Raw genomic sequence first — 12,741 nt, forward strand, 5'->3', positions numbered from 1 at the left:
ATTGAAAAAGCGATCACGCACACGGAAATTAGGGCGCAAGACAGCGCGCAGCGGACCCATTCGCGCCCGAAAAGGAGAGGGGCGCACGGGATTGGGCCGGCGTTCCTCCCGTCGTTCCCGCAAGCTGCGGAAACGCGGGCAGCGGATCGTCCGCCGGAGGAGGAGAAGAGGATCCCCTCTATCCTACAAGCGGGGCTATGACGAATCTTATCAATCGGGGTTCGATGCCGGTTTTGCCAAAGGATTCGAGGACGGCCACCAGTTGGCCTATTCCGAACAGACCGGATAAGGCGTATGAACAGTCAGATGATTGCCGCGAACGGCAGCCGCTGGCTGTTTTTGTTTGTCCGGAGCCCTTTTTGCCCCTGGATGGATAGCCGTCCATGATGCAGCTGCCGGAGCGGCATATGATGAATGGATGCCAGACCATCGATGAAGCATCTGCGAGACCGTGTCTATCGTATCGCAGCATTCCGGCGAGAAACGAATGTAAAAGGAGCGATTTCATGCGTACATCACGCTCACGCAGGCAGCAGGCCCGAATTCATATGAATCATAAAATCCGAGGCAACGCCCGTCATCGAGGACGCATCGCAGGGTTCAATGATGGATTCCAGGAAGGCTATTTACGCGGGCGGGCGGATGTCATCATGAAGATCCCGAGGGAGCCGATACCGATGCGGCCGCTCCATGTCTGCTATGTGACAACCGGCAAAGGATACCCTTATGCCCCGATGGATGAAGGCATGCGTAACACATGGCAAGAGCTGGTCAGCCAAGTGTCCGTATGCGGCCCCCGGGATGGCGTTGCCGCCGTGGCCGGGCAGCAGCGGCCCGATCTGGTTTTTGCCCTGGACGGCATGGAGCTTCCGGTAGAGCAAGTCGATGCCGTGCGGGAGCTTGGGATCCGGACGGCCCTATGGATTACGGATGATCCCTACTATACCGATGTGATGAGCTCCATTGTGACTCATTATGATTATGTTTTCACTTTGGAAGCGAATAGCGTCGACTATTACCGGTCGATTGGGGCGAACGTGTACTTTTTGCCGTTTGGCGTCTATCCCGGCCAGTTCCGGCCCCTTCGCAGCCCCGCGAAGGTGCGGAGGGAGATCAGCTTCATCGGTTCCGCTTATTGGAGCCGAATTGGGATGTTAGAGCCGATTTTGCCTGAACTGATGAAGCGAGGCTTGGTTCTGTCCGGCTTATGGTGGGATCGGATGCCCCGATATCCACAATACGCCCGCCAGATCGAACTCAATCGCTGGATGGATCCTTACGAGACGTCAGACACGTACAACGGAAGCAAAATTGTGATTAATATGCACCGCAGACATGACGACGAAACAGTAAACCAAAACCGGATCAATATTTCGGCGGCTTCCCCGAATCCGCGCACATTCGAAATTTGCGCCTGCGCTACGCTGCAGCTTACCGACGTGCGATCGGATGTCTCCAAATTCTATACTCCGGGCCAAGAAATAGAGACCTATTCTTCTCCGCAAGAGATGCTTGCCAAGATAGACTACTATTTAAGTCACGAGCAAGAGCGGCGAGACATTGCGCTCCGCGCTTTGGCCCGGACGATGCGCGATCATACGTATGCTCACCGCTTGAACCAGGTGCTGACCACCATTTTCGGTTAGAGCGGTATAATCGCAGGGCGATCTCATCCTGTGCCATTCCATTGCTCTGGAGGTGAAGGCATCCGTATCTTTAGGAGAACGGGCCGCGCAATGAAACCGACGATGATGTTATTTTCGCATCTATGCAACCAAGATTATATTACCGGAGCGGAGAAGCATCTGCTTTTTCTCGCTCAAGAATTAAGCGCCTGGTATGAATGCATGATGATTGTGCCCCAGGAAGGCCGATTATCCGCTCTTGCCCGGGCTGTCGGCATTCGCAGCGAGATTTTGCCCTGCCCGCTTATGTACTCTCTCCTCCGGCCGGAACCCGATCTGCGGGAGGAGTTGGAGCGTTGGAAGCGGGCTCCCGAATTCGGGGCTGTCGTCAACCTGCTGGAGCAAATGAAGCCCGACCTTGTCTTGACGAATACGGCGGTCCACCCGCTTCCGGCCGCGGCAGCCACATCCCTGGGGATTCCCGCTCTGTGGGTCATCAATGAGACCATCGCCGACAATCCGCATACCGCTCTGGCGGCTGGACTTATCAGCTCGCATGCGGACGGCATTATCGGCACGTCGGAGACGACGCTTCAACCGATTCGCCCGTGGGCGGTAGACACCCCGCTCTATCTGCTGCCTCCATCCTGGCGCCCGAATGCCCTTCAGCCCCGCTCCTGGTCCCGCTTCCGCCGCGGCAAAAGAAGAGGATTGAGGATATCCCCCCGACATGTGTTGATCGGATATATATCGGCTGCCATCTATCCGGAAAAGGGGCTGGACCACTTTGTCCGGATGGCGCTGAAAGTGGCGGCTCAGCGGCCATCTGCCCGCTTCATCATCCTCGGAGAACCCGCCGATCACGGTTACTATGAAGCCTGCCTCGGCATGATTGCAAAATCTCCCTACGCCGGCCGCTTCCGGTTCATCCGGTTCGAGCCGTCGGTGGAGCATGTATACCCGGCGATGGATATTGTCGTAGTGCCCAGCTTGCTGCCGGAAGGGTTCGGGTTGACGGCTCTGGAAGGGATGATATTCGGCAAAGCGGTGCTCTCATACGCGTCGGGCGGCTTAGCCGAAATTCAAGCGGCAACGGGGAATTTCGCTTATTCGATTGAGACCGGGAATGAGGCGCGGTTGACCTGGGCCGTCCTTGAGATGACCCGCAGCCCTTCGGCATGGAAAATGGCGGGAATCCGCAACAGAAAGAACGCGGTTCGCGTGTACGGTCATGCCGTATTCCGCGAGCGATTGAAGAAGCTGCTGGTTAGCCATGTGCTGCACCATCGGGACAAATACCGGGTCCTGCAGGGGGACACTCCCGATGTGTTCATCGCGGATCCGGATAGCGGGACATTCCGGCGCGTGTCTCCCGGCATGCCGGAGCATGGACCGCTGCTCTCCCAGGCACGGCGGATTCCCGCGGAGATCCTGCACGATATCGTTCCTTCCGCTGGGTCGCCCGACGATATTCGGGGGATGCCCTTAACCCGCCGCCCGCATCCGCGCGCAGGGGGGAGGACGAAGCGGCGCCTTCGCAGCCGCCATTGGCTGGGAAGGATGGGAGCCCGCGGACGGAACAGAAACTTCCGGCTCCGCCGGGGAAATAGGATGAGAAGAAAACGATAAACGTTCACAAAATAGACATATTTTTTTAAGTTTCGTTTCATTTCCGTTTAATCTTGTTTTAGAAATGCCGGCTTATGATCGGGAAGACAGACTGTGGCGCGCCGCCCCGGGCGGTGCGCCGCTATCGCAAAGGAAACGGGAGGTCTACGATGTTAGAAGTGAACAACGTCAGCAAATGGTATGACGAACGCCGGGGCGTGGAGAATCTTCAGTTCGCCATCGAGCAAGGCGAGATTGTCGGCTTCCTGGGGCCCAACGGGGCAGGCAAGACGACGACGATGCGCATGATTACCGGGTACTTGAACCCGACTCGCGGAAGCATCTCGATCGGCGGCTTGACGATGGCGGAGCACGGGGCTCGGGCGAGAAGCAAAATCGGCTATTTGCCCGAAACCCCGCCCCTCTATCCCGACATGTCGGTAAAGGCGTATTTATCCTTTATCGCGGATCTGCGAGGGGTACCTGCAAGGGAGCAGAGGCAGCGCATCGCGGAAATGCTGGACAAGCTGGGGCTGCGCGGAAGAGAAAAGCAGATGATTCGCAGCTTGTCCAAAGGGTACAAGCAGCGGCTGGGCTTGGCGCAAGCCATTATCCACAAGCCCGATCTGCTCGTGCTGGACGAGCCGACGTCCGGACTCGATCCAAATCAGATTATTGAGATACGCGAGCTGATCCGTGAATTGGGAGAGCAGCATACCGTTCTGCTCAGCACTCATATTTTGCCTGAGGTGAATACGTTGTGCAATCGGGTTCTCATCATCCATCAGGGCCGTCTTGTGCTGGACGAACGGCAGGATCGGCTGGGTGCGGTGATGGGACAAGCGTCATCGCTGCAGTTGGAGGTAAAGGGCCAAGAGTCTGACATCATTTCAATTTTGACAGCCCTTCCGGAGGTCGCGTCTGTTGATGTCCTTCGAGAGGATAAAGAGCCTGCCGGCGGGAACACAACGGAGGAGACGCAAGCGAATGGCAGCGTCGAGCCTGGACCCGGCCCCGGCGTGCAATCCGGGAGCATAGCTGCGGCGGAGGAGCCGGATTCCGGCCTCCCGATCGTCGCGCTTCGGGTCACCCCGATCGAACAGGCGGATGCGCGGGAGTCTATTTTTTTCGCGCTTGCGAAGGCGGGATTTCCGATTCTCGAGATGAGGCGCGACGCCACCAGCTTGGAGGACGTGTTTATTCGGCTTACGACCGAGGAGGAGGTGCAGCAGGATGCGTAGATTTCGAGCGATCTACCGGAAGGAGCTGCAAGCTTATTTTACCTCGCCGGCCTCTTATGTGGCGTTTGCCGTCTATGTGCTTATTTCCAGCATGATGTTTTATTTGAATTTCGTCATGTTCCAGCCCAGCATCATTGATTTCCGGCTTGTCTCGGGCAACGCGGTCTTCATGTATGTGTTCGTTATACCGCTGTTGACGATGCGCTTGCTGGCGGACGAATTCCGCCAAGGCACGGATGAGCTGCTATTCACCTCGCCGGCCCGGTTGAGCCATATTGTGCTTGGCAAATATGCGGCGGCTCTCGTCGTCATGGTGCTGCTCGTCTGTCTTAGTCTGCTGTACCCGCTTATCATGTCCTTTTTCGGCCCCCTGGATTGGCCGGTGCTGCTTACTTCGGTTCTCGGGATGCTGCTGCTCAGCGCAACGATGGCTGCCGTCGGCTTGTTCGCCTCGACTCTGTCCCAGCACCAGATGGTGGCGGCGATTGCGGGCGTAGTCATGCTGCTAGCCTTCTGGCTGCTCGATATGCCCGCATCCACCTCTCCGGAATGGGGAAGCTGGCTTGCGCCATTCGCCATGAATCTGCGATTGGAGTCGTTCATGAAAGGCGTAATCAACGGGGCTGACATTCTCTTTTTCTTGACGCTGTCGGCCGTATTCCTCGTGCTGAGCATTCAAGTGTTGGACAGAAAGCGGTGGAGGTAACATGAAGATGAAAACATGGCTGCGTCGTGGAAATGCGGCAATTATCTCGGCCGCGGTAATAGGAATTTTCGTACTGCTTACTTATATATTCCAGTCCTTCCCGGGATGGCAGTGGGACGTGACGAAGAACAAATCCTTCACGCTGTCGGAGCAGACGCTCTCGGCGCTGGCTTCCGTCGAGAAGCCGATCGCGATCAAGCTGTTCACCACCCCGAACGATGATGAAGTGCTGGTTCGCGAGGTTGCGGACATGGCGGAGGAATATGCCAAGCGCAACCGCCATATTTCGTTCAAGCGGTATGATCTGTTGAAGGAGCCTTCGCTGGCGGAGCAGTATAAGCTGACGGCAAGCTCGATTGTATTCGAGCAGGGAAGCCAGCGCAAAACAGTTGGCTTATTTGAAATGTTCCAAGCCGGACAGGGGTATTCTTATCAATTCAGCGGCGAGGAAAAAATGACGCAGGCGCTGCGAAGCCTTGCCTCTGACAAAAAAACAAAGGCTTACGTTCTAAGCGGGCATCAGGAAATGACGATGGCGCAAATGAATGTGCTGCGAACCAGCTTGCAGGAGGATAATGTGGAGCTTGAGGAGCTGAACCTGCTGCAGAAGGGCAGCGTGCCGGAGGATGCCGATCTCGTGATGCTAGTCGGCATGAAGCAGGATGTGAGCGATAAGGAAGCGGAACTCCTCCAGAAGTATGTAGAAGGGACAGGAAAGCTGTACATTGCGCTTGGCTTCGATGAAAAGATGGCCACGGAATGGCCGAATATTCATCGGCTGCTGAAGTCGCTCGGCGTAGAAAGCACGAACTCGGTCGCTGTCGAGCCGTCCGAAGGCTTGCTGTATGATCCGTTCACGATCATGCCGGATTATAACGAGCATGAAATGACAGAGAAGCTTATCCAGTACCGCATGATGATGACCTTGTCGTTAAGCATTCCGCTCAAGATCGGAGAGAACGATGCGTTCGAGGCGCGAGAAATATTGCACACGACTGACAAGGCCTATGGAGAAACGGATATCCCGCGCTTGGTCCAAGAAGGAAGCGAACGGGACGACAAGGATATCCCGGGTCCGCTGACACTCGGGGCGGTCGTCAAGTCGAAGGACGGGCAGCCAAAAGCTGTTGTCATCGGCGGTTCGAGCTATATGGCGGATGCTTATATTTATACCCAGGGCAACCGGGACTTCGCGCTGAACAGTATTCACTGGCTCGAGGAGAATCAGGATCAGGTTACGATTCGGCCCCGCGAAAAGGCCGCCTACCAGCTAGCGTATTTGACGCCGGCTCAAGGTAAAACGATTTTATGGGTGACCGTGATCGGATTCCCGGCCGTGCTGCTCCTGATTGGAGCGGGACTGTGGTGGAGAAGGAGACATGCGTCATGAAAAAGCTGATGCCGGCTGCTCTGCTGGTTATTGTTTTCGGCATACTGTATTGGTATGCATCGTCGAATCATTTTTTTCTCGAGACCGGCAAGGAAGCGGAATCTGCGCCTGTCCTCGTGAAGGCGGAGGCGGAACAAGTGAACGCCATTGAATTGGATGCCGGCGGGAAAAAGCTGAAGCTGGTTAAGGTAAAGGAAGATTGGAAGGTGCAGGGGAACGAGGATTATCCGGTAAGCTCTTATGCGGCGGCCGATTGGATTTCGACGTTTACCGGGGTAACGGGGCAAGCCGTGGTGGAAGAGGATGCCGAAGACTTGGCGAAATACGGCCTGGATCATCCCGCTGCCGTCTACTCCATTTCAGAAGGAGGGAATGTCCGCCGGATTGAGGTCGGAGGGAACACCCCGGTTCCCGGAACGGTCTACGCCCGGATCGCTGGAGCAAAGACAGTCTTTCAAGTAGCCGAATCCGAGTTGTCGGGCCTGAAGCGCTCTCTCTTTGATTTCTCCCGGAAAGAACCGTTGACATTCGCACTGGAGGAAGTCCGGGAATTCAAGTGGACAGGGGACGGGCAGACCTTCGATCTGAGAAGAGACACCAAAAAGGATTCTTCGGCAGATGAAGGGGAGAATTGGAGCTTGAATGGCGAGAAGTTAACGCAAGAAAAAGCAACCTCGCTTCTCAATGCCTTCCGTTTCCTGAACACAGATCGCGAGCCGGAACGCGCCGATGCCCTGACGGGATCCGGGGCAAAGCCGGATTGGACGCTCACGATTACCCTGCAGCCGGAAGCCGTTGACCCGGGAGAGGCGCAAGAAAAAGCGGTCACGAAGCGATATGGCGGGTATATGAAGGAGGAGCATATGTGGATCATCCCGGATGGCGAAGGATGGGCCTATCCGGTCGAGGAGTCATCCTTCCAGGAAGCGGTTCAGACGTGGCAGGATGTGGAGAAGCGCGAAGAATCTGAATCCGCTCAGAAGTAAAAAATCAGACACGGCTGCCGTTCGCGGGAAGCCGTGTCTTTTTATTGCTCTCAACGCAATTCTGGCCAGCGAAGCAGAAGCGCCGCCTGAGAGAAGCCTCCTCCGAACCCATACAGCAGCGTCGTATCCCCTGGCTTCAGCTTCCCCTCGCCCAGAGCGAGGGAGATGGCCAGCGGAATGCTTGCCGCCGATGTGTTGCCATAGCAGGCGACGCTCGTTAACGTCCGTTCCATGGGAATGCCGCTTCGTTCGCTAATCGCTTCAATCATGCGCAGGTTGGCGCTGTGCGGAATGAACCAGTCCACCGCATCCGAATTCCATTGCAGCGCGGACAAGATGTTTCCGATGCCGAGAGGGATTTGCTGCAGCGCCCATTTATAGAGTACGCGGCCGTTTTGCACCAATTTCCCATCCTCTCTAAGCTCCACATCTCCAATCCGATCGGCGGTGGCCCGACGGTATAAGACCGCATCGGTGTCTCCCGTCGTGTCCGACAAAGAGGCGATAAAGCTGTCTCTGCGCTCATCCGCCTCGAGCAGCATCGCTCCGGCGCCATCGCCGAACAGGATGCAGGTGCTCCGATCGGCGTAGTCTACGGTCTTGCTCAATACCTCGGTTCCGATAACGAGTACGCGTTGATGCAGGCCCGCTTCGATTAAGCCAATCCCTAACTGAAGTCCGCTGACGAAGCCAGCGCACGCATTGGAAATATCGAGAGCCAGCGCATTATCCATTCCGAGCCGAGCTTGGACAAGAGCCGCGGTATTCGGGAAAAAAGCATCCGGAGTGGACGTGGCCACCAATACGGCATCCACCTGCCGCAGGTCAACTCCGTGGCGCTCCGCCAGATCATGGGCCGCCTTCACCGCCAGATCGGAGGCGTAGGTGTCCGGATCGGCAATCCGGCGTTCCTTCATCCCGGTCCGGCTCACGATCCATTCATCATTGGTGTCCACCATCGCAGCCAGATCGTCATTGGTCAAGCGGCGCTCGGGGACAAAAGATCCAAAAGCGGTAATGCGGGCTTTCGTACGCAAACGTGTTATTGGCATTGGTTTCCCTCCGGTATGCGAATATTAGTACCTGGTACTAAATAATACTGCTCCGATGCTCCCTTGTCAACGAAAAGGTATGCCGGTATCCGGGCACCGATATGAAAGGGATCTTGCCTTGCTGCGGAAATTTACAAAGCGGAGAAAGGAGTGGCAGGGACGGTAAAACCTATCGGGATAACATCCCGGCCTGGGCGCATGCTAAGTGTGGTGATAATCCACTTGAAATCATCTACACAAGGAGGAAAAGCGATGCGTAAAAAGATGGTCCTGCTCACGTTGGCAGCGGCAATGGTCATGTCCATGGGGTTGACGGGCTGCGCGACGACAAGAGACAATGTCACCACAAAGAGCAATAACATGCGTACCCGCACAACCCATGATGGAATCTACCCTCTGGGCATGAATCCGAATCTGGACACCAACGCCAACAAATATAACGGCAACCGCTACGGCACACGAGGCTATGGAGTAGACGGTGTTCGCGGTTATGGCGTAGACGGCATTGGCACTCGCGGCTACGGCGTCGGCGGTACCGGCACTCGCGGCTTGGGCGTGGACGGCATCGGCACCCGCGGCTGGGGCGTTGATGGCATCGGCACTCGGGGCTGGGGCGTTGATGGCATCGGCACTCGGGGCCATGGCGTAGACGGCATCGGTACCCGCGGCTACGGCCTCGATGGCATCGGTACTCGCGACGGTATGCGCGGCTTGGGCGTAGACGGCATCGGCACTCGCGGCTGGGGTGTTGATGGAGCAGGCACTCGCGGTTATGGCGTAGACGGAATGGGTACACGCGGTTACGGCGTCGGCGGCACCGGTACACGCGGCTACGGCGTAGACGGCATGTATGGCACCCATAGATACGGCACACATGGCTATGGAACGCATAATTATGGCATGACGGGTTATGGAGTAGACGGCAGCCGTCTGCATGGTTACGGCACTGGGACTCATTCCATGACCAATATGCACATGAACAAGAAAATCGCTGACAAAATTGCCCGCATGAAGGGAGTTAAATCAGCGAACGTCATGCTGACCAACAACAATGCTTATGTAGCCGTATCGACGGACACGGCTATGAAGACGAAGGGAACGGGCAAGGGAGCGCATCATCTGAAGGCAAAGGGAACCCATCACCGCGGGACCGGAGCGAAAAGCATCAGCAGCCGAGGCGGTACCGGAAATCTCGATGCTCGTTCCAAGAGCCATACCTTGAATAACAGCGTAGACATGCGCACAAGCAGCGATATATCGGCTGACTTGAAGAACCGCATTGCCGAGATTGTCAAAAAAGATGCTCCGCAATGCCAACAAGTGTACGTGTCATCCAACCCGGATTTCGTCAAACGGATGAATGAGTTTATGAAGAGCTCGAAAGAAGGCCGTCCGTTGTCGGGATTCGCCAACGACTTTCAAGAAATGGTTTATCGTATCTTCCCAACACAAGAATATGGAACCACGAGACAAATGACCAATACTCATCCGAGACGGCTGAACAATATGGCTCCCGGCTTGAGATAACAAACGGGAAGGAACCGCGTCTGCGCTTTTGGCAGAGAAGCGCGGTCCTTTTCGCTACATAGGAATTATCTTGCGGCATTCCGCCGCGGTTTATGCGGAAGCGGAGGATAGGCCCATTTTTGAGAAGCATCGCACCAAGTAAGAATGCCCTTCATACTATAACTTTGACTGTATCCCTTAACCTTGTTAAATAACAAAAATTCGGGCAAGGAGGGGTGACACTTGAAGGGTAGCGATCACAAAAGCAAGTTCCTGTTAACGAACCGTGAACGCGAAGTCTTTGAATTGCTTGTTCAAGACAAAACGACCCGCGACATCGCGCAACTGCTGTTCATTAGCGAGAAGACAGTCCGAAACCACATCTCCAACGTGATGCAAAAATTAAATGTGAAAGGTCGGTCGCAAGCGGTTGTCGAACTGATCAAGCTTGGGGAGTTAAAAATCTGATGATAAGCCCATCGCCCTGACCATTGTTAACTTCTGCTCCTGCGGCAGCACCTTACCCAAGGAGAGAAGTTCTTGAATGAGCAAGTCGCTACGGCTTGCATTCAATAGATCACAGCGTCATCTGCCGGGTGCCCCGCACAGGGTCTGGCAGTTAGACGCTAATTTTTTTGTCCTCTTCCCTTGCATAGAGAAGGCCCGTGCTCGGGAGCACAGGCCTTGATACTAAATAGGCGTGAATGGAGACGGGCTTAGGCTTGCTGCATATGGCTGCGCCCCTTCACCCAGACTCGGCGGATGTTCAGATCGCGGTCGGTCCAGACGAGATCGGCCTGCTTGCCGACTTCGATGCTGCCGGTGATGTCATCGATGCGAAGCTGCTTCGCCGGATTGATGCTCGCGAGGCGGGACGCTTCCTCGACGGACAGGCCCACCTGCTCGATGACGAAGCGGACGGCGCCGATCATCGTCAGCGTGCTCCCTGCCAGCGAATCGCCTTCCGTCAGCCGGGCCACTCCGTCCTTCACGGTGACCGGGAGGCCGCCCAGCTCGTAAGCTCCGTTCGGCATGCCCGCCGCGGACATCGCGTCCGTAATAAGCACGAGCTTGCCTGGCGCTTTGGAGCGGGCGAGCAGCTTGATGCATGCGGGATGCACGTGATGGCCGTCCGCTATGACTTCGGCCGTAATCCGATCGTCGGTCAGGACGGCGCCGGCGACGCCCGGATTGCGGTGATGGACCGGGGACATCGCATTGAATGTATGCACCGCTTGGTTCAGGCCCGCATTGACCGCTTCGGTCACCTGCTCGAATGTCGCGTCGGTATGGGCCGCCGCCACGTTAATGCCGTGATCCCGAGACCAGCGGATCGCTTCGATGGCATGCTGCCGCTCCGGAGCGAGGCTCAATTGCTTCATGATGCCCGGATGGTTCTTATCCCAAGCTTCCAGCCACTCGATTTGCGGATCGAGCATATAGGCTTCGTTCTGCGCCCCTTTGTACTTCGGATTGACGAACGGTCCTTCGAGGTGAAGACCCGCCAGCTGGGCATAAGGCATATCCCGCTTCATATAAGCGTCGACGGCCGCGACGACCTTGTCCAGCGCTTCGCGGGACTGCGTCATGGACGTGGCGAGCATCGCCGTCGTGCCATGCTCCATATGGAAGCGCGTAATCGTGTCATACGCCTCCGCTGTCGCGTCCATGAAGTCGGCGCCGAAGCCGCCGTGCACGTGCACATCGATGAACCCGGGCAGCAAGTACCCGCCTTCGGCATCGATGGCTTCGTCAAGCCCTGAGCGATCTCTGTCCGACAATTGTGCTGGTGTTCCGATGAAGACAATGCGCCCATCCTCTACGCGGACGACGCCATCCGTCAGGATGCCGTTCGGCGTTACGACGCGAGCTTGCTTCACCGTAAATGTTGACTTATTCATGGAAATGCTTTGCCGCCTCCTTGTCGAGTAATACGACGACGTTCGGATGGGTCTGAAGAAGAGAAGCCGGGATATCGGTCGTAATCGGGCCAGTCAGCGCGCGATGAACGATGTCCGCCTTGTCTGCGCCGCGGACGACGAGCATGATCATCTTCGCCTTCAGGATGGAGCCGACGCCCATCGTAATCGCCTGCGTAGGCACTTCGTCAATCGAGTTGAAAAAGCGCTTGTTCGCCTGGCGCGTCTCTTCCTTGAGCGTGACGACATGCGTGCGGCTCTGCAGGTGGCGGTCAGGTTCGTTGAAGCCGATATGGCCGTTATGGCCCAGGCCCAGCAGTTGAAGGTCGATGGAGGCGTCGGAGAGCATTTTGTCGTAGCGCTTGCTCTCAGCCTCCAGATCGGATGCGTTGCCGTCAGGCACATGGGTGTTCGCTTTATCAATGTCGATGTGATCAAATAATTGCTTGTTCATGAAGGTGCGGTATGTCTCCGAATGATCGGAAGGCAGACCGACATATTCATCCAGATTGTACGAGGTGACCTGCTTGAAGCTGACATATCCTTTCCCGCAGAGCCGGATTAGCTCCTGATAGATGCCGATCGGCGTGCTTCCCGTCGCCATGCCAAGCACGGCATGAGGCTTCGTCTGCACGAGGCTCGCAATAATGGCGGCCCCGTTCTGGTTCAATTCTTCATTGGTCTCGAACGTCAAAATATTCATTGTGT

12 protein-coding genes are annotated in these 12,741 nt (G+C 56.2%); 9 read left to right on the forward strand and 3 right to left on the reverse strand.

Features of this window, described 5'->3' with window-relative positions; translation table 11 throughout:
- Position 1: 1 nt before the first annotated feature.
- The 7 genes from L6439_RS06215 (at position 2) to L6439_RS06245 (ending at position 7,556) form a co-directional block, all read left to right on the forward strand.
- Positions 2-289, forward strand: a complete 288-nt coding sequence (locus L6439_RS06215) for a hypothetical protein (protein ID WP_168179703.1) — start codon at positions 2-4, stop codon at positions 287-289.
- 259 nt (positions 290-548) lie between these two features.
- Complete coding sequence (locus L6439_RS06220) at positions 549-1,646, forward strand: CgeB family protein (RefSeq protein WP_237096767.1); 1,098 nt, start codon at positions 549-551, stop codon at positions 1,644-1,646.
- A 90-nt stretch (positions 1,647-1,736) separates the two neighbouring features.
- Positions 1,737-3,254, forward strand: a complete 1,518-nt coding sequence (locus tag L6439_RS06225; RefSeq protein ID WP_237096768.1) for a glycosyltransferase family 4 protein — start codon at positions 1,737-1,739, stop codon at positions 3,252-3,254.
- 149 nt (positions 3,255-3,403) lie between these two features.
- Positions 3,404-4,474, forward strand: a complete 1,071-nt coding sequence (locus L6439_RS06230; RefSeq protein ID WP_213468861.1) for an ABC transporter ATP-binding protein — start codon at positions 3,404-3,406, stop codon at positions 4,472-4,474.
- On the forward strand, positions 4,467-5,180 hold the full coding sequence (locus L6439_RS06235) for an ABC-2 transporter permease (RefSeq protein WP_168179700.1): 714 nt from the start codon (positions 4,467-4,469) through the stop codon (positions 5,178-5,180). The genes L6439_RS06230 and L6439_RS06235 overlap by 8 nt, the downstream gene beginning before the upstream one ends.
- A 7-nt stretch (positions 5,181-5,187) precedes the next feature.
- Positions 5,188-6,570: a GldG family protein gene (locus L6439_RS06240; RefSeq protein WP_213468862.1), complete on the forward strand. Its 1,383-nt coding sequence runs from the start codon at positions 5,188-5,190 to the stop codon at positions 6,568-6,570.
- Entirely contained in the window at positions 6,567-7,556 is a 990-nt protein-coding gene (locus L6439_RS06245; protein ID WP_213468863.1) for a DUF4340 domain-containing protein, read from the forward strand. The genes L6439_RS06240 and L6439_RS06245 overlap by 4 nt, the downstream gene beginning before the upstream one ends.
- A gap of 50 nt (positions 7,557-7,606) precedes the next feature.
- Here L6439_RS06245 and L6439_RS06250 read toward each other — a convergent pair whose 3' ends face one another.
- Positions 7,607-8,608: a ketoacyl-ACP synthase III gene (locus tag L6439_RS06250; protein ID WP_213468864.1), complete on the reverse strand. Its 1,002-nt coding sequence runs from the start codon at positions 8,606-8,608 to the stop codon at positions 7,607-7,609.
- Positions 8,609-8,860: 252 nt separating this feature from the next.
- On the opposite strand from L6439_RS06250, the gene L6439_RS06255 reads away from it, so the two are divergent.
- Positions 8,861-10,135 (forward strand): YhcN/YlaJ family sporulation lipoprotein, encoded by a 1,275-nt coding sequence (locus tag L6439_RS06255; RefSeq protein ID WP_213468865.1) that lies wholly within the window; start codon positions 8,861-8,863, stop codon positions 10,133-10,135.
- 222 nt (positions 10,136-10,357) lie between these two features.
- Positions 10,358-10,582 (forward strand): helix-turn-helix domain-containing protein, encoded by a 225-nt coding sequence (locus L6439_RS06260; RefSeq protein ID WP_006288225.1) that lies wholly within the window; start codon positions 10,358-10,360, stop codon positions 10,580-10,582.
- 248 nt (positions 10,583-10,830) lie between these two features.
- Here L6439_RS06260 and nagA read toward each other — a convergent pair whose 3' ends face one another.
- Entirely contained in the window at positions 10,831-12,015 is a 1,185-nt protein-coding gene (nagA, locus tag L6439_RS06265; protein ID WP_213468866.1) for an N-acetylglucosamine-6-phosphate deacetylase, read from the reverse strand.
- Positions 12,008-12,736 (reverse strand): glucosamine-6-phosphate deaminase, encoded by a 729-nt coding sequence (nagB, locus tag L6439_RS06270; protein ID WP_213468867.1) that lies wholly within the window; start codon positions 12,734-12,736, stop codon positions 12,008-12,010. The genes nagA and nagB overlap by 8 nt, the downstream gene beginning before the upstream one ends.
- Positions 12,737-12,741: the final 5 nt, after the last annotated feature.

Origin of the sequence: Paenibacillus dendritiformis (assembly GCF_021654795.1) — a bacterium.
GTDB lineage: Bacteria > Bacillota > Bacilli > Paenibacillales > Paenibacillaceae > Paenibacillus_B.